The following is a 26,359-nucleotide window of genomic DNA, read 5'->3' as shown; positions in this document are numbered from 1 at the left end:
AATTAATCAAGTGAATGGATGTGATATTTTTGTTTCCTGATACCTCTAAGAATATAGAAATATATAAAACCAACCGAATTCAGTCCGAACTGCGAAAATAATCAGAGAAATAAAACAGCCTGAACGAAATTAGCGGGTACTGTTCAAAAACAATAGCTAAGTGAGCAGCCACTTCAAAGAAAAACTCACGAATACATTTTCACTATATTCATTTTTCTCAAATAAAATTCCGATCTCTCCATTCTTCATAACAACAAGATCAGAATATGCTGCTGAACCCGCGTAAATAGTCCTGCCTTTAGTCCAGGTTTTGCCTTCGTCATAACTAAGCTTCACCGTCAGATTTTTACGGTCATCCTTATCATCTGCATTCACAAATAATAAACACTTTTTCTTTTTAAAAACATACGGGATAATAGCTGCGTTACATGACGGATCAGTCAAATCAGGCTCAGCCCTGCTCATCCAGCTATTCCCCTGATCACCTGAAATATGCACATAACGCATTCCGGCACCATTTACTCTTGAATTTACCATCCAGGAGCCATCTCCAAGTTCAATAATCTTGGATTCATCGGCAGGTTTCAAAGGAGTATCCCGTAAGAACCAGGTCTTCCCATGATCATCAGATCCAAAAACAAATACTCCGTATTTTAAGTTTACCAAAGTGTGCAACAAAACACCGGAAGAAGTTTGGAAACCTTTCCCGGAGGTGATAAATTTAAAATCTTTATGCCATTCAGGCTTAGTAATCCGGGGCGTAATATCCTGCGGTTTCGACCAGGTTTCACCATTATCTGTACTCCTTATTACATGTAAATAATAAATATCTTTCTCCTGATCCAGATCCATAAAATTATAAAACATGAAAACCGTACCTGTTTTGCTGTCATTAATAAAAGAAGGATCAGATGCTGATTTTCCAGAGGGATAGTCAATTACAGTGCGGATAGCTGTCCATGTTTTACCATTATCTTTACTTTTTCGCATTACTATATTAATATTGTCGTTTGTCTTCAGATCAGCACAGGAAGGCCCCCTTTCATCAATAGCAGCGATCAGATCACCGTTATTTGCAACAACCAATGCAGGGATACGGTAACAGGTAACATTGTTTTTCATTTTCACATTAAAAAGATCAAGCTGATTTAACCCTCCGCTTCGCACTGGCACGGGCTCCTGAGCTTTCAGAACGGAGGTAATAAGGAGAAAAGCTGAAAGGAAATATTTCATAGGATATTGATGTGAATTGAACTAAATGGTGGCCTTAATTTAAATGTAATAAATATGTTATAAAATCAAAATCTTCAACAAATGGCAATTTTCAAAGCTTTTCAGGCTAATCTGAAAGAAATCTTCGGTTGAGATGCCTGTCGTTAAAAATCTTGATTTATATTGGAGAATAATTAACACGCAATTAACAATGAGAAACAACAAAACGATTTTTTCACTACTGAGCATTCTAAGTTTCCTTTTAGTATTCAGCAGCATGACACTGAGTGCTCAGGAGATAGACCTCTTACTAAAAGGCGGTCAGGTAATTGATCCTAAAAACAAAATAAACGCCAAAATGGATGTAGCCATAAAAGATGGCAAAATATATCGTGTAGCGGCAAACATTCCATCAAATTCAGCCAAAAAAACTGTGGATGTGAATGGCTTGTACGTAACTCCGGGAATTATCGACATGCATGCGCACGTATTTCAGGGTAATGACCTTGGTTCTTATATCGCTAACGGCCAAACAGCTGTTCCGGCTGATGCATTTACCTTCAGGGCCGGTGTAACCACAGTAGTCGATGCCGGTTCTTCCGGTTGGAGAAACTTCCGGAAGTTTAAAGAACAGAGCATTGATCGTTCACAAACCCGTATCCTTGCCTTACTGAATATTACCGGAAACGGAATGTACGGTCGTTTTGAGGAGCAGGACAAAACTGATTTCAATCCTGAGATGACTTCCTATATGATCACCAAACTTTTTCCAAAGTATATCGTTGGTATTAAAGCCGCACATTATTGGGGAGACTTCACACAGGTTGACAGAGCAATTGAGGCAGGTAAGCTGGCAAATGTGCCGGTGATGGTAGATTTTGGCGAACATCAACCAACAAATTCTATTAAATCATTGTTCCTGGAGCATATGCGTCCGGGTGATATTTTCACACATACCTTTGCTTATGGTCCGAATGACCGTGAGACTGTTGCAGATGCAAAGGGAACAGTTAAACCATTTGTTTTTGAAGCTCAGAAAAGAGGAATTATATTTGATGTTGGACACGGTGGTGGTGCATTTTTCTGGCGTCAGGCTATTCCTTCAATCCAGCAGGGATTCAAACCGAATGTGATCAGTACCGACCTGCATTCAGACAGTATGAACGGAGGAATGAAAGACATGGCCAATGTGATGTCAAAATTCCTGAATATAGGACTGACTTTAGAGGAAGTAATTGAACGTTCAACTGTCAATCCGGCAAACGTAATCAAGCGCCCGGAGCTTGGAAACCTGAGTGTAGGTTCTGATGCTGATGTTGCCGTATTCAGTGTAAAAAAAGGCGATTTCGGATTTACGGATGTACGCAGATATACGCTAAAGGGAACCCAGAAAATGGATGCAGAACTGACTATCCGTGCCGGAAAGATTGTTTGGGACCTGAATGGTGTTAGCGGACTGGCATGGGACTCTCCCGAAGCACTTAAATAAGAAAAGAATAAAACAACATAAACTATGCGTAACAATTTTTTCAACAAGAGAAACAGTATATTCTCCATTTCAACAGCAATCTGTTTGTTATTTGCTTCAGCAGTAAACGCTCAGGAAATCGACCTGCTTTTAAAAGGCGGTCATGTGATCGATGCAAAGAACAAGATCAATTCTAAAATGGATGTTGCCGTTAAAGGCGGTAAGGTTTACCGCATCGCAGCGGATATCCCTGCAAGCAGTGCCAAAAAAACAGTAGATGTTAGCGGACTTTATGTTACACCAGGGATGATCGACATCCACGGACACGTATTCCATGGCACTCAGCCCGACAATTACCTGAGTGACGGACTTTTGGCATTACCTCCCGATGGATTTACCTTCCGTTCAGGAGTTACCACTATTGTGGATGCCGGCGGACCGGGGTGGAGGAATATCGACTTATTCAGAAAGAATATAGTTGAACCTTCAAAAACCCGTGTACTTGCCTTCATGAACATCGTAGGCAGTGGAATGCGCGGAATTGAGGCCTATGAGCAGGATGAAGCAGATATGGATGCAAAACTGACCGGTGCAATTGCATTAAAGCATAAGGATATTGTTGTTGGCATTAAACTGGCTCACTACATTGGACACGATTGGGATCCAACAGACAAAGCTGTTGCTGCCGGCAAAATTGCAAGCATTCCGGTGATGGTGGATTTTGGAAAAGCACTTCCTCCACTACCTCTTGAAGACCTTTTATTAAAGCATCTTCGTCCGGGAGATATTCTTACACATGCTTACCGTTACGATCAGGAATTTGACAAGAATGGCACAATGCTTGAACATAAGCAGGCTATTGTGGATGTAAAAACCCAAAAAGTAAAGCCATATGTTTGGGAAGCACGCAAAAAGGGGCTCATTTTTGACATAGGTCATGGTGGAGGAAGCTTTATGTGGAGCCAGGCAGTACCTGCAATGCAGCAAGGGTTTCAGCCGGATGTATTAAGTTCTGACTTACATACAGGAAGTATGAATGCCGGGTTCAAAGATATGGCGAATCTGGCCTCTAAATTCCTTGTATTAGGCATGCCTCTGGCTGATGTAATTGCTGCATCAACCTGGAATCCTGCAAAAGTAATTCAACGCACCGACTTAGGAAACCTGAGTGTAGGCAGCGAGGCTGACATTGCAGTCTTCAGATTGAGAGAAGGCGATTTTGGATACATCGATGCAAGCGGAATGTCTATCAGAGGAAAACATAAACTGGAGGCTGAACTGACCCTGAGAAATGGTAAAGTTGTATGGGATCTGAATGCCCTTAGTGCTCCAATAGCAAAATAAAATGAACATCAATAAAATTATTTTGACAGGCAGATCCGGCATTTTCGCGATCTGCCTGTCAGTTTCCGCACAGTTTGTATCTGCACAGGAAATCGACATATTACTGAAAGGCGGGCATGTGATTGACGCCAAAAATAAGATCAATGCCAAAATGGATATTGCTGTCAGCAATGGAAAAATCCTGAAAGTTGCGCCAAATATTCCTGTAGCCGGAGCCAAAAAAGTGGTGGATCTGAGCGGGATGTATGTTACTCCGGGTCTGATTGATATTCATACCCATGTTTTCACCGGACCCAATGCCGGCTTCGGACATGGCTCTTCGAGTGTGAAGCCTGACGACTTCACCTTCCGTGCAGGTATTACTACGGTAGTAGATGCCGGCACATCCGGATACAAGACCTTCCCCCTGTTTAAAGAACAGATTATTGACCGCTCACGCACTCGCGTGCTTGCTTATCTGAATGCATTTGCACCGGGAATGATGGGTACAGCTACTGAACAGGAAGATATGAAAGCTCTGGAAATTGAAAAAGCTGATGAGGCGATCAAAAAATATTCGGATAATATTGTCGGAGTAAAAATCGGGCATTATTCGGGCAAGGACTGGAAGCCATTTGATGAGGCAGCTGCATTGGCACATGAAAACAACAGACCCTTGTTTGTGGAATGCCATATCACTGCGTTCTCGCTGGAAGATCAGCTGAAACATATGAAAGCAGGTGATATCCTGACCCATGCTTATGAAAACGTTTCAGAACGTATGCCGGTAGTGGATGAGAATGGCAAAGTACACCCCTTTGTTTTGGAAGCCCGCAAAAGAGGAATCCTGTTTGATGTAGGCCATGGTGGTGTAGGATTTTGGTTCAATCAGGGAATACCTGCAGTAAAACAGGGACTCGCTCCTGACACTTTTGGCACCGATATGCACCATAACAGTGTGAACTCGGGGATGAAGGATATGCTGAATCTGATGTCGAAATATCTGAACATGGGCATGCAAACCGAAGATATTATTGAGCGTGCCTCCTGGGGTGCTGCCAATGCCATCAAACGTCCAGATCTGGGCAACCTGAGTGAGGGCTCTGTTGCAGATATTGCTGTGATTAAGGTGCTGGACGGCAAATTCGGATTTCTCGATGCCGGAGGCTTTAAGCTGGAAGGAAATAAAAAGTTTCAGGCTGAAATGACTATCCGTGCCGGAAGAATTGTTTGGGATTTGAATGGGATGGCTGGGGTGCCATGGAGTAAGGCCTTGAAATAAAAGTGAAAGCTACAAATCTGAAAAGCTCCCGTATTTAGTCCATTCGGGAGCTTTTTTTTTTTAGAAATTTATTTTCACTATACAATCCTAAAGAGAACTACCACCAGACAATCTTAAATAAAAAATAATTCAATATAAGATTGTGCCTAAATCCTGATTCATTTGAATAAATTCGCCGGAACGTTTCAACGCAAAATAATGAATTCCCAATCGACCAATAGCTCCTTATCCTTTAAAGAGATTTTTGAACTGAGTTACTGGAAAATAGTTAAGCTATTTTCTAAAAAGCTTAATGACAATTCCCATTATAAACATTTTTACACAAGCAACTTTTCATTATCTGAAGAGTTTTATAATGACAAAATCATACTGGATATCGGTTGCGGCCCGAGAGGTTCTTTAGAATGGGCGGATATGGTAAAGGAAAGGATAGGAATCGACCCGCTTGCTGATCAATACCTCAAAATGGGTGCAAAAGAACATAAAATGAGCTATCTTAAAGCCTATGTTGAAGACATCCCCTTCCCCGATAATTATTTCGACATCATTTCCTCATTCAATTCATTGGATCATGTTGAAAATATGGAACTTGCCTGCAGGGAAATTAGCAGAACACTGAAGCCTGATGGTCTTTTTTTGCTGCTGGTAGATATTCATACCAGACCCACCTTGACTGAACCGCAAACCATGAACTGGAATTTTATCCGTGATTACTTTCCGGAATTTGAAATTTTGGAAGAGAAACATTTGGAAAGAACCAAAACCTATAGAATTTATACCAATGTAAGAAATAGCAAGTTGGTTGATGAGAATTCTACCAGAGGAGTATTAACAGCCAAGCTAAAAAAGCCTGCAAAAACATAAAATCTGAATAAAAAGTTTCCTGATCCCTGTTCTGAAAGGATAATCAGGCTAACAAGAAAATTTAATATTCATGTTCATTTCTTTTTCGAACACCATATATATCCGATGATATAATAAAAATTAAAAAATCGAATATTGTTAGTGAAAATTCGAGGAACGAAGTAAATATCCCCGAAGAACGACAATGCTTTTTTTATCTTTGGACTTTCAAACACAAAAAGATGAGCGATACTATCCACTGCCCTAAATGTAATTCAGAATTCACCTATCCTGATCAAAATCTGATGATTTGTTCGCAATGTTTTCATGAATGGGACCCCAGCGAAGAAAAAATTGAAACCGACAGCAGCCTTAAAGTTTTAGATTCAAATGGTAACGAATTAAAAGATGGCGATTCAGTTATTGTTATTAAAGATCTTCCTGTCAAAGGTGCACCTAAACCTATAAAAGCCGGAACCAAAGTTAAAAACATCCATCTTAGCGATGGCGATCATAACATTTCCTGTAAAATTGACGGATTTGGTTCAATGGCCTTAAAGTCGGAGTTTGTAAGAAAAGCTTAAAGTTTTTAAACTCATTTCCGGTTCTGTTCGTCGGCAGGAACAATTCAGTAAAGGCTTAATATAATTAGTATGGAGCAAAGAATAAGTGTATTAACTATCGGCGCTGATGATCTCCAGGCTATGAAAAATTTCTATTCAGGCATTCCGGGATGGACTCCCTTAACCGAAACCCAAGGGGTGATGCAACTGACCATAAGCCTATTGAGAACCTGTGATTAGTTTAATCTTATCTAAATCTCAGTGAATGACTTAATTTTCTCTAATTTTAATTAAATCAATTGAAATAAATGGGCTCAATTATTAATAACATCCTTGTTGTACTGGCAGCATGCTTTTTAGGGAGTCTGGTTAATATGGGAATCATCATGGTTGGTGGCTCAATCATCCCTCCACCCGACGGTGCGGATATAACTAATATGGAAGGTTTAAGAGCCAGCATGCATTTATTTGGTCCCCGGCATTTTCTGATGCCCTTTGTCGCTCATGCTATTGGTACCTTTACAGGTGCATTTGTAGCAGCAAAATTCGCAACAGGTCATCAAATGAAGTTTGCAATGGGCATCTCTGCATTTTTCCTTGCTGGCGGGATCGCTAATGTTTACATGCTTCCGGGTCCCTTATGGTTTAGTATTGTTGATCTGAGCCTTGCATATATCCCCATGGCTTATTTTGCCGGAAAACTGGCTATAAAAAAGACAGATACAAGCAATTAGTCAAATTCTCCTGTCATGAAGATTTCTGATGCAGATAAACCTCTCGCAGACCGTGAATATCTTTTAGGGAAATTTCCTGGTAAAGGCGGCTGGACTTATGCCCGAATACCGGAAATCATTCCCGACAAACGTGCATATTTGGGATGGGTACGGGTTAGAGGTTATATTAATGATTTTGCAATCAGTGGTTACCATATAATGCCTATGCAAAAGCTATGTAACCTGTAAGACCTCTGCATAATCTAAATGAGCAAGTATATTCTGACTACTTATTAATACTTATACAGAACCGTTCAGAGCCGGCCGGACCAGGCTTTCCGGGAAGGGTTATTTGCGCAACAAAACGCACTTCAGGCTAAACTGGAATTAATCAGTGTGGTCAAACAACGGCACCTTGCTTTGTTAATATTTTCAAGCCCCCCGGGGAGGATGGCAATAAGCCGGACTAGGACTAATAGTGCTTAACCCTTAATTTGGTTTACATCATTATAATTCAGGAAATATCTGTATTTTCAGTCTGAACAAATTGAACAGATAATTCTACACTATGAAAAGAAGAAAATTCCTGCTACAAACCGGAACTGTGCTTGCCGGTTCTACTATTTTACCTGCTTCGGCAGAAACTTTGTTAAAACCCATCAAAAAGAAAAGAATTGCAATGGTAGGGCTTGGTGGAAGGGGGCTTGGTATGTGGGGTAAATCGGTAGTTCAGAAATATGGGAATGAAATTGAATTCGTTGGTCTCTGCGATATCAATGAAGGTCGCCTGAAATATGGTAAATCAGACATGGGAGTTAGCTGTCCGACATTCACTGATTTTGATCAGATGATGCGTGAGACCAAACCTGAGCTTCTGATGGTAACAACTGTAGACAATACGCATCATGAATTCATTATCAAAGGCATGGAAATGGGTGCTGATATAATCACCGAAAAGCCATTAACTACTGATGAAACCAAATGTCAGGCGATATTGGATACTGAAAAGAAAACAGGCAAAAGTGTAAGGGTAACATTCAACTACCGCTATTCGCCTCATCGGGCAAAGATCTATGAATTACTCCGATCAGGAGCTATTGGCAAGATCACCTCTGTTGATTTTCACTGGTATCTGGACACCAGCCATGGTGCAGATTATTTCAGAAGATGGCATCGTCTGAGATCAAAAGGCGGGTCATTACTGGTACATAAGGCATCACATCATTTTGATCTTTTAAACTGGTGGATCGATTCAGATCCGGAAGAAGTTTTCGCAAATGGTGCATTAGAATTTTATGGCAAGAATAATTCATTCAGACATACTAATTGCCGCACTTGTCCGCATACCAAACAATGCGATTTCTTTTGGGACATTACCAAAAATCCATCATTGATGAAGCTTTACGTAGAAAATGAAAAATATGACGGCTATCTGCGCGATGGCTGTGTCTGGAAAGAAGATATTGATATTTTCGACAAAATGGCTGTACAGATCAAATATGCAAATAATGTTCAGGTGAGCTATTCATTAACCACCTACTCTCCTTATGAAGGTTACCGCATTTCATTCAATGGTACAAAAGGCAAGCTGGATGCCTGGATTAAAGAAAAACAGCCCTGGGAAGAAGAAGGTTTTGATGAAATACAACTAACCAGCAACTTCGGCAAACGTGAGATTTTTAAAATATCAAATACTGAAGGTGGTCATGGTGGTGGCGATGAGCGCATGAAACAGCATATTTTTCTGCCAAACCAAAGCGACCCGCATCGTCAGGCGGCAGGCTTGAGAGACGGAGCGTTAGCTATTCTTACCGGTATTGCTGCCAGAAACAGTATTGACAGTGGAAAACCTGTAAAAATTGCCGACCTAACCTCCATTAAGCCTCAGGCAAAGAAGGTTTAAATTCAGAATTAAAATTCAGCAGCAGAATCCTCACAAAATGTAGACTCTGCTGCTGAATAAACTTCCTGCCTTACAGTAAATACTCCCTCTTAAATTACTGTTTACGATTGTTACATAAAGACAAACAGTTATACCTCCTCTAATTTGAATTAAAACAGCATTATTTGCATCTTTAATTCTCAGAAATTATTTCCCGCTTAAATAGAACTCATAAAAAATGAAACTTAACTTCAATTCTACTGTTTTCAGAAAACCGGCTTTTTATACTTCAGCATTCCTGCTGTTCATAGCTCTGCTTGGACACACACTGATGAGAAACCCGGGAGGCCTCCCTGCTTTCGACAAAGATAATGGAGGTCTAACTTTTCCTGATGGCTTTGGAGCAGTGGTTGTTGCCGACAGTATTGGTCCGGCACGACATCTGGCAGTTAACAGCAATGGTGATATCTATGTAAAACTTCGATTCTCTCCCAAAGGTGGCAACGTAGCTATGCGCGATACTGACAATGATGGGAAAGCAGATATCATTCAGCATTTTGGCGACTACAAAGATTTTGGCAGCTTAGCAAATGGCATGCGTATCCACAATGGATATCTTTATTACAGTTCTTCGCTGGCTATTTACAGAAACAAACTAAGTCCGGGGAAACTGATTCCCGACAGCCCAATTGAAACAATACTGACCGACGATCATGGACATGGAGCACACTGGCATATTACCAAACCAATGGAGTTTGATGATAAAGGATTTATGTATGTTCCGTTCGGAACTCCATCCAACAATTGCATGGATATGAATAATACTCCCGGCGGCAAGCCTGGTCAGCCTGGTATTAACCCATGTCCTGAACTGGTACAACATGGTGGTATCTGGCGCTTTGATGCAAATAAAACAGGATTAAAACAAAAAGACGGAACATTATTCGCTACAGGATTACGAAGTATTGTAGCAATGGACTGGAATAAAGCCGATAAAAGTCTTTATGTAGTTCAGCATGGACGGGATAACCTTCACCGCCTCTTCCCTGAACTTTACACTCCATGGGAAAGTGCTGTATTACCTGCTGAAGAATTCCTTAAAATTAAGGAAGGCGATGATGCCGGATGGCCATACTACTATTATGATCAGATTAAGAAAAAGAAATTACTTACTCCTGAATATGGCGGGGATGGAAAGAAAGAAGGAAAGGGCAGGGAACTTGCTCAGCCTCTGATCGGGTTCCCGGGCCATTGGGCACCGAACGATCTGTTATTCTATCAGGGTAGCCAGTTTCCTGAGCGTTATAAGAATGGCGCATTTATCGCATTTCATGGTTCAACCAATCGTGCTCCATATCCGCAATCAGGATATTTTGTAGCTTTCGTACCATTTAAAAACGGAGCACCTTCCGGCGATTGGGAAGTATTCGCTGATGGATTTGCAGGTGTTGACCCGATTGTCAATGTAAGGGATGCCAAATTGCGCCCGATGGGACTTGCAGAAGGTCCGGATGGCTCATTATATATCAGCGAAACAGAGAAAGGAAGAATATGGCGTGTGATGTACAAAGGAGATAAAAAGACATTTGGAACGGCTCAACTGGCGAAAATGGAGAAGCACAAACAGCTTTCCCATATTCGTACTCCCGACATCATTAAAGACGACCTGGAAAAAGGAAAAATTAAACCTGAAGCCGCACTTTATAATACTTATTGTTCAGCATGTCATCAGAATGATGGTAAGGGCGACGGTAATCGCTTCCCTCCTCTTGGTGGAGCAGACTGGGTAACAGGCGATAAAACCCGATTATTGAATGTAGTATTAAAAGGCTTAAACGGAGAAATAGTTGTGAACGGCAAACCTTACAATGGTCTGATGCCGGCGCATAACTTCCTGAAAGATGAAGAAGTTGCTGATATCTTAACTTATATACGCTCAAGTTTTGGCAATACGGCAAGTGCGGTAAGTGTACAGGAAGTGATGGAGTACAGAAAGTTAAATAAGTAAAAAAGAATTAACCCGGATAAGGAATGATGTAACATGAATAGTACCTATATTAGGTTGCATTTTTTATTGAAGTCCTTAAATTAGATTATTCTTTAACGGATCTCTGTTAATGTAAAATCAACACAATAAACTTAAATTAAATAATTAAATGAAACGTAGAGACGTTATTAAAGGTCTTACAATGCTACCATTAGCAGGTGGTGTTGTTGGAAGCGCTCAGGCAGCAATGTCTGCACCTGCTGAAGGTGCAGGATTACTTGGAGTGTTGGGTGGAGAAAAGGCTGCCACAAATTCTGTGCTTGCTGGTCCTGAAGTGTATCGTGCATTGGGTGTTGAGCCGGTAATTAATTGCCGCGGAACATTTACAATCATTGGTGCATCAACCCTTGTTCCTGAAGCAAAGGAAGCCATGTACAATGCTCAATCAAACTATGTACAGTTAGATGAACTTGCTATGGGTGTGGGTCAAAAACTTGCAGACCTTTCAGGTGCTGAATGGGGTGTAGTTTCCTGTGGCTGTGCCGGAGGTATCAAAATTACAACCATGGCCTCAGTAACCGGTGGCAATCCTGAAAAACTTGTTCGTATTCCGGATCTTACCGGATTCGAAAAAAATGAAGTAATTATTCCACGCAGTTCACGTAATACTTATGATCATGCTGTACGTAATGTTGGGGTAAAGGTAATTACTGTTGATACACAGGAAGAGCTTGAAGCTGCAATGAATCCACGTACTGCAATGATTTACCTGATGCCTACAGAACCTGGCGATAAAGGACCACTTTCTGTTTATGCAATTTCACAGGCTGCCAAGAAAAAAGGTATCCCTGTACTTGTGGATGCTGCTGCAGAAGCCCTTACTTTAAAACCAAACGTACACCTTGCTGACGGAGCAACTGTTGTTGCTTACAGTGGAGGTAAGGCAATCCGTGGACCTCAGAGTGCCGGATTATTGTTAGGTGATAAAAAATTACTGATGGCTGCATGGCAGTCAAGTGCTCCTCACCATGGTGCAGGCCGCGATAATAAAGTAGGAAAAGAAGAGCAGATCGGTATGGTTGCTGCCGTTGAAGCATGGACTAAGCGTGATCATCCGCAGGAAGAAATTACCTGGACAGGTTATCTGGAGACCATAGCCAAAAAAATAGGAACAATCAGTGGTGTAACTGCTAATATCCGTCAGCCAAAAGGATTGGATAACCGCACACCTAACTTAACTATTTCATGGGATCCTGCAAAATTCAATGCTACAGGACAAGATATTGCGACTTACCTTTCTACAACCAAACCGCGTATTGCGCTAAGTGCAGGCGGTGGTCGTGGTAATGGAGGTGCTGAAAACTCTACCTCTATCACAGTTGCAGCATGGATGATGCAGCCTGGCGATGACAAGATCGTTGCTGACCGTATTCACGCTGCCCTTTCAATGAAGCGCCCTGCAGTACCAGAAATGAAAGCTCCGGGAGCAGATTTGAAAGGACGCTGGGATGTAACTATCGAGTACTTCACTGAAACCAGTAAGCATACCTTCTCTATCGAACAGCAGGATACAAACTGGCTGAAAGGTTCGCACAAGAGCGCATTTACAACCAATGAGCTTGAGGGAACTATTGAAGGAAATGAAGTTAAATTCAGAAGTGCTTCAAGAATGCTGGCCGACAATGTGCCATTCACTTTCTCAGGAACACTTGAAGGAGATACAATCAAAGGTAAAATCCATCACGGTGAATACCTGACCTCTACCTTCACTGCAAAGAGATATGTACAGCCAAGCAGCCGCCAGAAAATCAATGTTCCGGTAGGCCCGCCATTATCGAGCTAACTGGTTCGGTAATTCCATAAAAAAGGCTCCGTATTTAAATTAGTACGGAGCCTTTTCTTTACAAAATATTATTATTTCTTAAGTGAAATCTCTCTGAGTTTTGCATACAGCTCTCTGGGATTATATGGCTTTGATAAGTAATCATTCATTCCCGCTTCATGTATTTTTTCATTCAGATTACTCGACACAGATGCTGTTAACGCAATGATATGTACCTTTGATTTTTCTTTATCCGCCAGTTCACGTATTTTCTTTGTGGTTTCATAGCCATCAAGTATTGGCATATGAATATCCATTAAAATCAAATCATACGTATTTGCAACAATCTTCTCTAAAGCATCGTATCCATCCTTGGCAAAATCAGGTATATTACTCCATTTCTGGAAGATTTTTTTCAGTAATAAGCTGTTTACCGGATTATCTTCAACCACCAGTACTCTTAGCCCGTTAAGATCATATACATGATCTTTATCTGAGATTATATTGTCTGTTGGCTGAGTATTACGCTTAAAGGTAATATCAAACCAGAATTCAGAACCAATACCCTCATCACTCTCAAGATGTATTGAACTTTCAAAAAGAGTTAATAAACGCTTAACGATAGCCAGTCCGAGACCAGTTCCTCCGTAATTTCGGGTTGTACTGGTTGAAGCCTGTGTAAAAGGCTCAAATATGGTTTCTACCTTTTCAGCATTAATACCAATGCCGGTATCTGTTATCAAAAAACGAACGCTGATGTCATCTGTATTCTTATTAAGTATCTTAAGCTTAATCTTTACACTACCAATAGATGTAAATTTAATTGCATTACCCGTCAGGTTAAATATAATCTGACTTATACGGGTTGGATCTGTTGAAACCGGGGTATACTCAATATCTTCATCAATGTCAAGTATTAAATTCAGCCCCTTTTCCTTTGCCTGTATCCTTAAACCTGAACAAATATCATGCATCAGCGAATGAAGGTTAACACTAATAGCCTCCAGATATAGTTTTTCAGAGCCCAGCTTATTATAGTCGAGTATATCATTAATCAATGTATGAAGACTGGCTGCAGAAAAATTCAGAATTTTCAGGTTTTCTTCCTGCTCAGGGCTGGTAAGTTCATCACTAAGTAGCTCAGCCATCCCGATAACAGAGTTAAGCGGTGTTCTCAGCTCATGCGACATGGTTGATAAAAAATCTGATTTTGACTGAGCCGCAATATTAGCTTCCATTACTGCGATCTGCAGTTTCTCATTTAGCAATTCCTTCTCCTTCACATTTCGGTTCAGTGCCTGATGAAATAAATAATGAGCCAGTATAATTGTGACAAAATTCAAGAAAACCAGAATCTCATAAGCAGGTGAACCCAAACCTTCGGGACTATTGTTAAGATTCTGAAGATTCCCGTTATTAATCATGAATACAATAACCGGCGAAATCGCTACTATCGAATAAAAAATACCATAACTGCGGCTCAATAAATAAAACCCGCTTAAAATCATCATGAAGATAAACTGCAAAGCCATGATATTAATGGTTTTTGCAATTCCAAAAAAAATAGATAATACAATCAGCATTCCCACGATAATCATGAGATGAGAAATCATTACCGCGTATTTTCTATGACTTAACAATAACTTTGTCATAAAAGCATAAGCAATCAACAATATCAGGGTAATCTTTAATTGCGGAACCTGATTATTCTGATAAGCGATCGGTATGATAATTAATACCTTTATCAGAGAAAAAATCAGAAAAGTATACAAAATCTTAACTCTGGATTGCTCCAAAGAATCGGGTATAGTTAAGAGTAATTTTTTTAATGACCAATTGAAGAAGGCAGGTTGTTCAGGCATGATTTTTCAGGTCTTTAAAAGTAATAAAATAAGCGAACAATTCTTCCTAATTATTAGTTTCTGTCATAGTTACGTACGATTAATAATGAATTAATAATTAGTAAATTCAAAATACCATCTTTGAAAACAATAAATTGCAGACAGATGTTTGAAGTACTATTTTCAAAAATTGAAGAGAAAATTAAGCTTACCGATACTGAAAAAGAGATCTGTAAAAGTCTGTTCAGTCCTAAAAAACTCAGAAAACGACAATATATTTTGCAGCAGGATGATGTCTGCAAAAATCTGGTTTTTGTTGAGAAGGGAATTCTGCGCTCATACAGTGTAGATAATAAAGGGAATGAGCATATTATTCAGTTTGCCCTTGAAGGCTGGTGGATAGCAGATATATACAGCTTCCTGACAGGAGAAGAAGCGGTATACAATATTGATGCAATCGAAGATTCAGAACTATTGCAGATCTCTAAATCTGCGCTTGATGAATTATATGAAAGAGTACCAAAGTTTGAAAGATATTTCAGAATTCTGACTCAGTCAAACATGATTGCTACACACAGGCGCCTTACAGCCACCTTAAGCGCCAGTGCAGATGAAAAATACCTCAGACTACTATCTGCATACCCCAATATCGTTGCAAGAGTCCCTCAGCATATGATTGCCTCCTATCTTGGAATAACACCTGAAACTCTGAGCAGAGTAAGAAAACGAATCGTTTCCTAAGTTCATACTGATCAAAAATCAACCTGTATTTAAAATAAGAATGGGCTTTGATTAAATCAAAACCCATTCTTATTTAGACTGGAAGTAATTTATTTGCCTGAAAATTCTCCGTCAGCTTTAATCTCAACTTCATCGCTGATCATTGGTGCTTTAAAGTTTGGCCCAATATTGAAATCAGAACGATTAAGAGTACCCGTTAACTGAAAACCGGCAACATTAGTCTTATTCATTGGATGAACGATAGTACCCCGGTAAACCAGATTCATGCTGACAGGTTTAGTCACCCCATGCATAGTTAAATTACCACTCAGAGTATATTTATTCTTACCTGCAGATTTGATTGAAGTACTTTTGAAAGTAATTTTATCGAACTTCTCTGCATCAAAAAAGTCAGGGCTTTTCAGGTGATTATCCCTCATTTCGATTTCTGTGTCAATTGACTTTACGTCGGCAGTCAATTCAAAAACACCATCACTGAAATCAGCTTTCGAAGCAGTAATACTTGCATCAAAATTTCTGAACAGACCTTCAACATCTGAAATACCAAGGTGTACAACTGAAAACGTTAATTTCGAATGGGCTTTGTCTGATTTCCAGATGATGGTTTGTGCCTGAACTGCTGCCTGACTTAATAATGCTACAAGAGCGATTAAAATTGTTTTTTTCATTTTTGTTTGTTTATGGTTTATAATTAATTTGTTGCTAATAAATCAACAGGAGCATGTGCAAATCCAACCTGTTTAAGTAATGCTTCTGTTTCATCAAGTGCATCCCTGTGTCTTCCGGAAATAGAAAACATCAGCTGCCCCTCTTTACTTTCAATAAAACTTAAATTGATAACTTTAGAATATGGCAATAAAGATTTAATATCCGCTGAATAGCTCAATGCATCATCTGTATTTAATTCAGTGATATTTAAAACAATCTTTTGAGTTACGAAACCCCGAATCGAATCAATAAGCTCTAACTGATCCTCTGCCGGAACATCCAGCACAATGATATCAGCCTCCCAGCCCGACTGAGCCGGGCAATTCAGAATTTGAATATCTGCCTCCGGAAACCTTAAGAGCAACGATGAACAATTATCATTTTCTTCAGTTACCAATAAGAGTCTGAAAGAATGTGCAGCCAGCTTTTCAGCTATGACCGAACCATATTTTCTGCTTACTCCAAATACAGCGATGCTTTTAACCATTCTGATTCAAATTTCTATTTACAAAATTAGAGTCTGCAATATGCTCAGGCAATGATTTTGATTAAGAAATAGTATTGATTTAAATCAATGAGATTTGGGAAATAAGCTTCGTCTGCCAACGAAAATATTAAAGAACTTAGTCGATATAAGCGATACAATCAATCTGAACAAGTATACCGTCTCTTCCCATCTGATCTGTACCGCAACCACTATAAGAACGCACCGGCTTTGGATCAGGAAAATATTCTCCATACACTTCATTAAGTGCCTTGATATTCTTGTTAGGCTCTGCCAGGGTCATGTGAACTTTCAAAACATTACCCATATTCGTTCCGGCTCGTTCAAGCATGTTTCTCATGTGCTCAAGCGCACTTCTTATCTGCACCTGAATATCGCCAGGTTCCTTTCTTCTGTCGGCATACCAGCCACCAATACCACTGAGAAATACCAGATGCCCTGAACGGATGCAGGCAGAAAGCGGACTGGTGCTTGGATAGGGACTTGGAATCGCAACTTTTTTTGGGGTCCATTCAGATTTCTGTACAGCTTCGGCCTCTGCTGTTTTTGTACCTATAGCACCTGCTAAGGGAAGAATGGTAAGGCTTTTTAATATTTCTCTTCTTTTCATGGGTTATTTATTATTTGAAAACTTATGTAAACGAATTGTTCACCGGAATTAATTCTGCTCAAAATCGTTTGTTTTTAAGAATGATATACTTGATATTCTTACGATCAAAAGTATAGCTAATATGCACCTTCCCATCTTTTGATTGTATGATGGCAGGATAACTATATTCTTCCTTAGTTCCGTTTTCAAGAACCATAATATCTTTCCAGTTTACTCCATCTTCTGACCCTGCAAGATTTAACTTGAACCGACCATTGAACCATTCCTTTCCGGGAATCAATGGATTGTAAACAATTAACTGAGATCCATCCTTCAATGTAACTGCATCAGTTCCTGAATTTGGATTGAGCAATTCAGTTCGCTTCATTTTAGTCCAGCTAAGTCCCTGATCATCTGACCACGATTCTATTACATTACCCTCTTTACTTCTGCACAAAATCTGAAGCCGGCCATCCGGATATGTCAGAATACTGGGTTGAATTACACCAAACTCCGTTTCCGGATCAACCGGTATCTTCTGCCATGTTTTACCCTGATCTGTTGAACGCTCAATATGAACTTTCCAGTTTTCTAAGCTTTCGGTACTTGAGGGTGAAAGAATTGTACCATCAGAAAGCTGAATGGGTTTATTTTTTATCGGCCCCAGAATACCATCAGGTAAACGAACAGCCTCAGACCAGGTTTTGCCATTATCAGCAGACACCTTATACATTCCCCACCACTCTCTGGGATTAGGTCCTGCCTTATAAAACAGGAAAAGCTTATTCCCTGAACTTTTAAACAATACAGGATTCCATAGTGGAAAAGTTCCAAGTTCAGCAAAATTACCATCCGCAACAGCTACCGGAGAAGTCCATTTACCTTTATGATTTACTGCAGTCCAGACCTTCACATCCCTGTTCCCTTCATGAGAACCGCCAAACCAGGCAGCTAAAATATCTCTATTGCCGGTTTCCAATAAGGTAGATGCATGACATTGTGCAAATGGCGCATCCTGAAAAATCAACTCCTCCCTGACTTTTATAAACTGACTTTGCGCAGATAAAAACCCCGATGATAATAGAAATATAAAAAATACAGCGAGCCTCAAACTTTTCATATCAATCTGTTCTGCCTGTAAATAAGTCCATTAATTAAGATTATCTTCAAAAACAAAGCACAATCCAAAATTTATTACTTACAACTTACCTCCACTTTGTATCTATCCCCTGCTTGGCGATAAACTCCTGAAACTCTTCCAGTAATTGCTTCCCTTCCCTGACTTTCTGAGGGATTACCTGCTTTTTCAAAGAATAACTAACCAATAAGCCTACTGCTTCGCCGATACTCCATTCAACAGGATGCAAACGATAACAGCCATTGGTAATATGCGTTGTTCCGATATTCTTATTAGCAGGCAAAAGATTTTCCATACGAACCGGCAATAAAGTGCCCAATGGGATCTGAAAAGGAAGAGATGCAAAATCGATATAATTGTTGCCGCGACTGCTTGGATGCAGATCAATATGGTAGTAACCAATACCTACACTATCGTAAAAATCAGCAGCTTTCTTTCCTGCCTCGGGTCCTGCTACCTGAATACGGTTTTCCAGCCCGACATGCTCTTCCAAAACTGTAAATATAGCTTTGATACGTCTTGATTCACGGATATATGGATATTTTGCCATACCATCTTCAGTTCCCATGATATCTTTTCTCAAACGAAGTCCGGGCCATCCCTGCTTTCCATCCGGACGGGGAGCTTCGGTTTGCAGCCAGTGAAATAATGACAGGCTGAGTTGCTTTGCCCGTCCGAGATGATGATCAAATTCCTTTTGAGATACACCCACCAGATTGCCTAACGTATAATCATTCTGAGGCCAGTTAACCGTGCAAATATCTCCGCTGAACGCTCCGGGCATAAAATTATCTTTTGCCAGTATGCGTCGATAATTCCAGAGATTCAGGTATGGATCGGTAGGGCTTCCATTCGGATTAAAGCCCAGTGTTTTCTTTTCGAGTGTTTTGGGATTTGAATAATTCAGATCCAGTAATTTGCCCGACCAGGCAGGGTTCATTTTAGGTGTCAGATTACGCCAGAAGTCATATTCAACCGGTTTATCCCCAACATTATTTGACCCAGGCACATAATCCATGGCAAAACATACCGTAAATGCCTGTTGGTTATCAGGGTCAGCCTTTAGTGGGGCATGAAGTTCACGGGTTTCATTACGCGATTCTGTGCCCATCACAAACTCAGTACCTGTCATTGGGAGTAGCTCACCAGTTTCTGTAGCGTCTACAAAATACATCCCGCTAAGAATATAAGTGCGGCCGCTTCTGAGACTCTGAGCCTTCAGGGCCTTCACTTTATTTCCTGAATATTCTGCAGAGCGGATCTTATGTTCAGTAAGTAATGTCAGCTTACCTGAACTGATAAAGGGTGCCAGCATATCATGCAACACTGCAAGTGATACCCTTGGTTCATGACAAAGAGCCGAAACTACCGCATTGCCCGGATTCAGATATTGTCTGGATTTTGCAGCAGCAGTTATCGGATAATTCTTTTTATAATAATCTCTGACAGCATTTCTGTAATCACGATAAGATTTTGGGGCACCATGAGTTTCAATCCAGGAATGTTCATCAGGTGGTACACCCTGTGAAGTAAGCTGCCCGCCAATCCATTCGGTTTCTTCAGTCATAATCACATCCAGTCCATTACGTAAAGCCGATAATGCAGCTGCGCAACCACCTATCCCTCCTCCGGCAATTACCAGAGTTGCTCTTAGTTCAGATGCATTCAGATCCTTCCGGGAAGCCGAAGCAAATATATCAGATGGGAATGCCGAAAGTGCCCCTGAAGCTAATCCTGTCGCTCCCAACCCTGTCAAACCAATAAAATTTCTTCTTTTCATAATCTCACAGCTTTTGATTTATAGCCGTTAACACCAAAAAAAACGATATATAAATAACAAAGAACGGGGATCATAAAAGCTACTGCCCATGTTGAATGATCCTTTATATAACCTTGTGAAAAGGATACAATTGCACCACCGGCAATCGCTGTTGACAAAATACCGGAAGCCTTAGTGGTATATTTACCCAAACCATGTACTGAAAGTGAAAAAATAATAGCAAACATCACCGAGTTAAAAAGGCCAACCCCTATCATTGACCAAATCGCGAATAATCCCGAAGAACTTACAGAAAGAACAAGCAGAAGAATCGCTGCAGCAGCACAAACTGTCAGCACAAATGAAGGCCTGATAGTTTTTAGCAGGAAGGAACCAAGCAGACGGCCAACAAGCATACCTCCCCAATAATAAGAAACATAAGAATTAGCCTGTTCAACACCCACACTTAATGTATCGGCAATATAATTGGTCAGGAAAGTTCCTATTGAAACTTCTGCCCCGACATAAGCGAAGATTGCCCAGGCTCCAAAATTAAGGTTACGGAAAGAGAAGATGCTGATTCTTTCTTCCGGACTGGCCTGAAAGCCTTCTGTACCTGTACTGATTTTTGGCAGTTTTAAATTATAAACTACCAGGGCTATGCAAATCAGTAAAGCAGCAATTCCCAGATAAGGATATTTTACCGCATCACTTGAGGTATCTGATTCCTGCAATTTTGACAAGATAAAATGTGCTCCGAAAATAGGCGCAACAGTCGTTCCGATAGAGCCTACAGCCTGAATAAGGGTAAGCCGGGAAGAAGCTGTTTTTGCAGGGCCAAGTGCCGTGATATAGGGATTGGACGCAACCTGAAGTACCACTATACCGATAGCCAGAACAAATAAAGCTGCAAGAAATAAATAGTAGAGGTGCATATCTGCAGCAGGATAGAATAACAAAGCTCCAATTGCTGCAATAGCAAATCCAAGAACCATTCCATTCTTATACCCTATCTTTTCAACGATCATTCCGGCAGGGAAAGACATAAGCCCGTAGGTTAGGAAAAAATAAAACTGCACCAGAGATGAATCTGCATAGCTTAGAGTAAATCCTTCCTTAAAAAATGGCACAAGAGTATCATTCAGACAGGTAATGAACCCGTTCATAAAATACAATACCGCCAGCGAAATGAGGGCGGGCATGTAATTCTGTCCGGCATTCTCCTGATCAGAGATTACCGTGTTCTGTAAAGGTATATTTGCCATATATGTTTTCTTTTCGTTATTGCTTTCGGCTTTAAGCTTTTGACTTTAAGCCAAATTGCCAGGGTTATCTTGAATATTTTGTTTCGATTTTCTCCAAAGTCTTCCAGCATTGGTATAAGCCTCTCGGAACATGAAAACATCCTTTCCATTTGCCTCCCTTTAAAGGAAGCAGTACTTCTCCACGCCGGTTCAGATAACCATACCATTCTCCCATTTCTGCATCCGGAAAGTGATCCCAGGTATATTTATGAACCTTCTCAAACCAGTTCCAGCAGCGCTGATCTCCGGTATGATAAAACCCTTTAAGGAGAGTGATCAAAGTCTCCATATGCACCCACCATAATTTCTGATCCCATTCCAACTGTTGCGGCGGATGACCTTTAACGTCCATAAAGTATAAAATACCTTCATACTCCTTGTCCCAGCCATATTCCAGAATATTAATACTTACATCTACAGCCTTTTTAATCAATGCCTGATCATTTCTGCGTTCGGCAATATCCATGATAAACCACATCGACTCCAATCCATGCCCCGGATTAACCAAACGGCCTTCAAATGAATCTGAGAAAGAGCCATCAGGCATCACATTTTCAAGAATAATTCCAAGATCTTTCTGATAAAAAACCTCCATTACGGAGTAAATTCCATCATCAATCGTCTGTTCGATCAGATCCTTATCCAGCAGATGTTCCAGTTCCAGAACCAGATTACAGAGAATCATTGGCAATGAAAATCCCTGAAGTGGTCTTGTACCGGGATAGGCTTTATTATAGTGACCTTTAGGATTATCCCGCTTTCTGAGAATATTATTAAATGTATTTATGGCAAGCTGAGCGTACTCCTCAGTACCTGTTGCCCGGTAAAGCTGAGCATATGCCATTGCTGCAAAACAGTCTGAAAATATATTATAAGGCTGAATCAGGGCTTGCCCCTCACGTGTAAGCGAAAAGTAGAAATTACCCTCACTATCCCGGCCATGATTCTTCATAAATTCAGCACCCTGAATGGCGAAATCAAGCCATTCTTTTTTCTGCTCTACCTGGTTGTAAAGCATACTGAAACACCAAACCTGTCTGAACTGAAGCCAGGCAAATTTATCAGTATCAAATACCTTCCCATTTCTGTCAAGACAAGTAAAAAAACCCCCAAATTCTTTATCTCCGGAGTTCTTCAACCAAAAAGGAATAACATCTTTTATTAGGTTATCCTGGTATTTTTCTGCGTATTGCCTGTAATTCATTGGGTTAGCTTAGAGATTTAAAACTTCTTTCAGAAAGTCTGTTGTTCCTCTAATTAATAGAAAATTAACAAGAAAAACCAATTGTATACCATACATTGAGTATAATTACTGTATCCTCTGCTTGATTATTCAGAAAATCAGTCAAAGATCTGAAGGTATATCAGAATCACTGCAGCAATACTCATCAATATCAGTGCCGCCGAACCAAGAAAATTAGATAATTTATTATTGGTAAAATCACCCATAACCAGCTTATTATTAGCAATATGCAGAATAATTGCGATCATAACGGGGGCTGTCAGTCCGTACAAAATAGCAGACCATATCAGTGCTTTTATAGGGGATATCCCTACATAATTCATCATCAGGCCAAGTAAAAGTGAAACTGCAGTAATCAGATAAAATGCCTTTGCCTGATGAAACTTTTTATCCATTCCTCTTTGCCAGCCGAAAGTCTCGGTCACAATATAAGATAATGCACCGCAAAGTACCGGGACTGCAAGCAAGCCCGTTCCCAAAACTCCAAGAGCAAACAGCAAATAAGCTGAATCACCGGCCAATGGTCTTAAAGCCTGTGCTGCCTGTTCAACAGTTTCGATATGATGTATTCCCCCATTAAATAAAACAGTACCTGAAGTCAGAATAATAAAAAACATGACCACATTTGAGAATAGCATACCAAAATCAACATCCTGCTTTATCTCCTCCATGATCTTCTTATCCACAATAATCTTTCTCTTATGATTTCTGTCTTCAGCAACCATCGTTGCCTGCCAGAAGAAAAGGTATGGAGAAATAGTAGTACCCAGAATACCTACCAGAATACTAATAAAATCTTTATCGAAAGTAATCGAAGGAATTACTGTTCCCTTTAAAATTGTAATCCAATCCTGCTTGTATAAAAACGGCACGATTAAATAGACCAGCAACACCGCACAAAGATATTTAAGTGTGGATGCAAACTTTCGATAAGGAAGATAAATAATCAGTACCAACAGCAGTACCGTGAAGCCAACACTGAAATATCCGGCATTAACAGAGGGAAAAAGCAGATTACCAACCGCTCCCATACTTGCAATATCAGCACCGATATTCATGATAATAGCCGGGAAGCTAAACATAACCATGAGGTATAATACAGGTCTGGAATAATGATCTCTCAGGGTCCCCGTTAAGCCTTTCCCCGTCACATAGCCTATACGGGCACACATTTCCTGTATTGCAGCCATCAATGGAAACGTTATCAAAGCAGTCCAGAGCGTTGACAGGCCATATTGCGCGCCGGCTTGTGAATATGTAGCTATTCCTGATGGATCATCATCACTGGCACCTGTAATCAGTCCGGGACCAAGTTTCTTCCAAAAACGTGCAAATTTTTTAAATACACTCTTTTTGCTCATTTTAATTGATGAATTTGGTCAGTAATGATAAAGCTAATATGATCATAGTTTAGTTTCTTTAATAATAGGTAAAAAAATCAGGCTTTCAAATTTTCATACCCTGATCATTCAGTACCAGGATCATACTGCCATAATTCTGCTGATCGATGGAAATAAAGCATGCCCTGATCATCCATAGCCAGTAAACTGGCAGGCTTCTCCAGAATCTCAAAATCCATTGTTAAAGGATTAACCCTGAACAGCTGACTACCTCCGGTTCCATAAATCATTCCGGATGGATGTAAAATCAGAAATGCATCCCTCCAGACATGACTCTTCAATGCACGTGTTGGGTAAATTTCCTTTTTTCGCAAAACCTTTTTATTAAGCGGATCAAAAACAAAAAGAGTACCTCCAGCCATTCCCCATATATTTCCATCCGGCCCCTGAATCAAACTGGTAATTGCATATGCACCTTCTACAGGCACAATTTCATCAGTTTTCTGTCCCTTTTGAACATCCCACGAAAACAATTTAGCTTCTTTAGTTGAGTGCATAACACCCAATCCGCCCGAAACGCTTGTACCACCCCAAACCACACCTTTTGATGCAACCAAACTAACTATAGATTGATCCTGAATAACAGTACCATAGGATTTCAACTCCTTTTTGAAAGGATCATAACTCACCAAAGCTCCACCCAGTTTACCATATTCGGGAACCATGCCAAAAAATATTTTTCCGCTTAGCTTCTCATTGAGAACTGCAAACGGGCGACTTTGATCATGAATTTGCCCTAAAAAACGGGGATTAGATTTTTTGACATCCCATTCCTTTCTGGTATCATACTCATACATATGTCCTTTGGGGTAAATTCCGAAATAAATAAACTGATCCTTAACGGTCATTCCCTCTGTTTGATGCAGGCCGGGATATGCCGTTAATTTATTGGCCTTAGGATCGTAGGCTGCATGTCCTCCGGCAAGATATCCGCCCGACCATATCCTGCCATCCGGCCCCTTCATAATACTTTGAATAGTTATTGGCTGACCCGGTATTTCCAGTTTATGTGTCTCCACTTTCCCACTTTTCAGATCTTTCACCAAAAGAACTGCATCTGAATTCAGAATATAAAGTTTTTCTTTCCTGATTAGCATCGCATTTGCTGATCCGGCTTCATCATAGTGCTTTACCGGTGCTTGCTGCGGTTTCGCCAGATCACGGCTGTACAAACCGGATTTGAAAGTATAATACATCCTGCCATTCTCATTTTCCTGACTAAGGGCTTTCATATCCATTTCATCAATCTGATAATCAAACTTCCCGGTTTGAAGATTATAAACCAGTGTAAAGCTGCCATTAGTGATTAATGTGAGCATTCTGTCAGCACCCGAAGAACCTTTAATGATCTCAATACTGTAAACAAACTCCTTATTCTTAAATTCCTGAGGAAGAATTGACTTTTTTGACCCGGTTTTCGGATCCAGCTCAATAAGTTCTGCATGCGATCCTACGCCGGCATATAATTTCCCGGTCTTTTCATAATAAGCCAGACTTCTGACATAATTCTCAGTTTCAACTAACGGTCCCTTTCCAATATCTGCAAAGCCATCATTGGGGTGATAACGGAATACGCGGCATCCGGGATAGGTAGCTCCAAACATCTCACCGTTCTTACCAGCCGCCAGATTCCATACTGTTGTTTGCTCAGGCAATACCAGACCGAGATTTTCAACAGTTTCTGTACCCGGCATATGTCTGTAAAGCATACCTTTTGCTCCCGGAACATAAAGCCATCCATCTGAAGAAACAGCCATATCCCATGCACCATCTGTACCTGGAAGAGCCTCATTCAATACCATTTGGCGGGTATCAATGGTATATGCAAGCAATCGGGCCGGATTGCCCCTGACTACCGTATAAACAAGCTGACGACCATTTTTATCCTGCAGGAAAGTACTTCCCTGAATAACAGAAGCATAAATTTGCGGCCCAAGATTAGTTAAACGCCCCTTAATATTCTGAGCATTTAAAGAAAGAACAGAACAGCTTAATAAAAGAATAATACGGATTAGTTTCAAGGAAAAAAATTAAAA

The 26,359-nt window shown here is 40.4% G+C and carries 23 protein-coding genes; 12 read left to right on the top strand and 11 right to left on the bottom strand.

Features of this window, described 5'->3' with window-relative positions:
• Positions 1-156: 156 nt before the first annotated feature.
• Positions 157-1,233, bottom strand: coding sequence for a sialidase family protein (locus P2W72_RS09625; protein WP_276361474.1), 1,077 nt, complete (start codon positions 1,231-1,233; stop codon positions 157-159).
• Positions 1,234-1,423: 190 nt separating this feature from the next.
• Here P2W72_RS09625 and P2W72_RS09620 point away from each other — a divergent pair, with 190 nt between their 5' ends.
• From P2W72_RS09620 to P2W72_RS09570, 11 genes are all read left to right on the top strand, one after another.
• On the top strand, positions 1,424-2,701 hold the full coding sequence (locus P2W72_RS09620; protein ID WP_276361471.1) for an amidohydrolase/deacetylase family metallohydrolase: 1,278 nt from the start codon (positions 1,424-1,426) through the stop codon (positions 2,699-2,701).
• A gap of 24 nt (positions 2,702-2,725) precedes the next feature.
• A complete protein-coding gene (locus P2W72_RS09615) occupies positions 2,726-4,024 on the top strand; it encodes an amidohydrolase/deacetylase family metallohydrolase (protein ID WP_276361468.1) in 1,299 nt (432 codons plus the stop codon).
• A gap of 1 nt (position 4,025) precedes the next feature.
• Positions 4,026-5,285, top strand: a complete 1,260-nt coding sequence (locus tag P2W72_RS09610) for an amidohydrolase/deacetylase family metallohydrolase (protein ID WP_276361465.1) — start codon at positions 4,026-4,028, stop codon at positions 5,283-5,285.
• 198 nt (positions 5,286-5,483) lie between these two features.
• The gene (locus P2W72_RS09605; protein WP_276361462.1) at positions 5,484-6,149 is read left to right on the top strand and encodes a class I SAM-dependent methyltransferase; all 666 of its coding nucleotides are present in this window, start codon (positions 5,484-5,486) and stop codon (positions 6,147-6,149) included.
• Between the two features lie 221 nt (positions 6,150-6,370).
• Positions 6,371-6,712 (top strand): zinc ribbon domain-containing protein YjdM, encoded by a 342-nt coding sequence (locus P2W72_RS09600; protein ID WP_276361459.1) that lies wholly within the window; start codon positions 6,371-6,373, stop codon positions 6,710-6,712.
• Positions 6,713-6,781: 69 nt separating this feature from the next.
• Positions 6,782-6,931 (top strand): hypothetical protein, encoded by a 150-nt coding sequence (locus P2W72_RS09595; protein ID WP_276361456.1) that lies wholly within the window; start codon positions 6,782-6,784, stop codon positions 6,929-6,931.
• Positions 6,932-6,999: 68 nt separating this feature from the next.
• On the top strand, positions 7,000-7,425 hold the full coding sequence (locus P2W72_RS09590) for a hypothetical protein (protein ID WP_276361454.1): 426 nt from the start codon (positions 7,000-7,002) through the stop codon (positions 7,423-7,425).
• A gap of 15 nt (positions 7,426-7,440) precedes the next feature.
• Positions 7,441-7,653, top strand: coding sequence for a DUF1905 domain-containing protein (locus tag P2W72_RS09585; RefSeq protein ID WP_276361451.1), 213 nt, complete (start codon positions 7,441-7,443; stop codon positions 7,651-7,653).
• Positions 7,654-7,972: 319 nt separating this feature from the next.
• Complete coding sequence (locus P2W72_RS09580; RefSeq protein WP_276361448.1) at positions 7,973-9,307, top strand: Gfo/Idh/MocA family oxidoreductase; 1,335 nt, start codon at positions 7,973-7,975, stop codon at positions 9,305-9,307.
• A gap of 217 nt (positions 9,308-9,524) precedes the next feature.
• Positions 9,525-11,294 carry a c-type cytochrome gene (locus P2W72_RS09575; protein ID WP_276361445.1) on the top strand — a complete coding sequence of 590 codons (1,770 nt, stop codon included), beginning with the start codon at positions 9,525-9,527 and terminating at the stop codon, positions 11,292-11,294.
• Positions 11,295-11,442: 148 nt separating this feature from the next.
• Positions 11,443-13,116, top strand: coding sequence for a PLP-dependent transferase (locus tag P2W72_RS09570; RefSeq protein ID WP_276361443.1), 1,674 nt, complete (start codon positions 11,443-11,445; stop codon positions 13,114-13,116).
• A 71-nt stretch (positions 13,117-13,187) separates the two neighbouring features.
• Here the strand turns inward: P2W72_RS09570 and P2W72_RS09565 are convergent, their stop codons facing one another.
• Positions 13,188-14,957: an ATP-binding protein gene (locus tag P2W72_RS09565; RefSeq protein WP_276361440.1), complete on the bottom strand. Its 1,770-nt coding sequence runs from the start codon at positions 14,955-14,957 to the stop codon at positions 13,188-13,190.
• A gap of 144 nt (positions 14,958-15,101) precedes the next feature.
• Between P2W72_RS09565 and P2W72_RS09560 the strand changes: the two genes are divergently transcribed.
• Positions 15,102-15,677, top strand: a complete 576-nt coding sequence (locus P2W72_RS09560) for a Crp/Fnr family transcriptional regulator (protein WP_276361437.1) — start codon at positions 15,102-15,104, stop codon at positions 15,675-15,677.
• 89 nt (positions 15,678-15,766) lie between these two features.
• On the opposite strand, the gene P2W72_RS09555 is transcribed toward P2W72_RS09560, so the two are convergent.
• From P2W72_RS09555 to P2W72_RS09515, 9 genes are all read right to left on the bottom strand, one after another.
• Positions 15,767-16,345, bottom strand: a complete 579-nt coding sequence (locus tag P2W72_RS09555; RefSeq protein ID WP_276361434.1) for a YceI family protein — start codon at positions 16,343-16,345, stop codon at positions 15,767-15,769.
• 23 nt (positions 16,346-16,368) lie between these two features.
• The gene (locus P2W72_RS09550; protein ID WP_276361431.1) at positions 16,369-16,872 is read right to left on the bottom strand and encodes a hypothetical protein; all 504 of its coding nucleotides are present in this window, start codon (positions 16,870-16,872) and stop codon (positions 16,369-16,371) included.
• Between the two features lie 136 nt (positions 16,873-17,008).
• The gene (locus P2W72_RS09545; protein WP_276361428.1) at positions 17,009-17,500 is read right to left on the bottom strand and encodes a RidA family protein; all 492 of its coding nucleotides are present in this window, start codon (positions 17,498-17,500) and stop codon (positions 17,009-17,011) included.
• A gap of 58 nt (positions 17,501-17,558) precedes the next feature.
• Positions 17,559-18,599, bottom strand: coding sequence for a sialidase family protein (locus P2W72_RS09540; RefSeq protein WP_276361426.1), 1,041 nt, complete (start codon positions 18,597-18,599; stop codon positions 17,559-17,561).
• Positions 18,600-18,684: 85 nt separating this feature from the next.
• A complete protein-coding gene (locus tag P2W72_RS09535; RefSeq protein WP_276361423.1) occupies positions 18,685-20,397 on the bottom strand; it encodes an FAD-dependent oxidoreductase in 1,713 nt (570 codons plus the stop codon).
• A complete protein-coding gene (locus P2W72_RS09530) occupies positions 20,394-21,641 on the bottom strand; it encodes a sugar MFS transporter (RefSeq protein ID WP_276361420.1) in 1,248 nt (415 codons plus the stop codon). The genes P2W72_RS09535 and P2W72_RS09530 overlap by 4 nt, the downstream gene beginning before the upstream one ends.
• 64 nt (positions 21,642-21,705) lie before the next feature.
• Positions 21,706-22,884, bottom strand: coding sequence for an AGE family epimerase/isomerase (locus P2W72_RS09525; RefSeq protein WP_276361417.1), 1,179 nt, complete (start codon positions 22,882-22,884; stop codon positions 21,706-21,708).
• 137 nt (positions 22,885-23,021) lie between these two features.
• A complete protein-coding gene (locus P2W72_RS09520) occupies positions 23,022-24,284 on the bottom strand; it encodes a divalent metal cation transporter (RefSeq protein WP_276361414.1) in 1,263 nt (420 codons plus the stop codon).
• Positions 24,285-24,388: 104 nt separating this feature from the next.
• Complete coding sequence (locus P2W72_RS09515; RefSeq protein ID WP_276361411.1) at positions 24,389-26,344, bottom strand: hypothetical protein; 1,956 nt, start codon at positions 26,342-26,344, stop codon at positions 24,389-24,391.
• Positions 26,345-26,359: the final 15 nt, after the last annotated feature.

The sequence above is a fragment of the Daejeonella sp. H1SJ63 genome (assembly GCF_029360775.1).
GTDB lineage: Bacteria > Bacteroidota > Bacteroidia > Sphingobacteriales > Sphingobacteriaceae > Daejeonella.
This window is presented reverse-complemented; position numbering and strand designations above follow the sequence as displayed.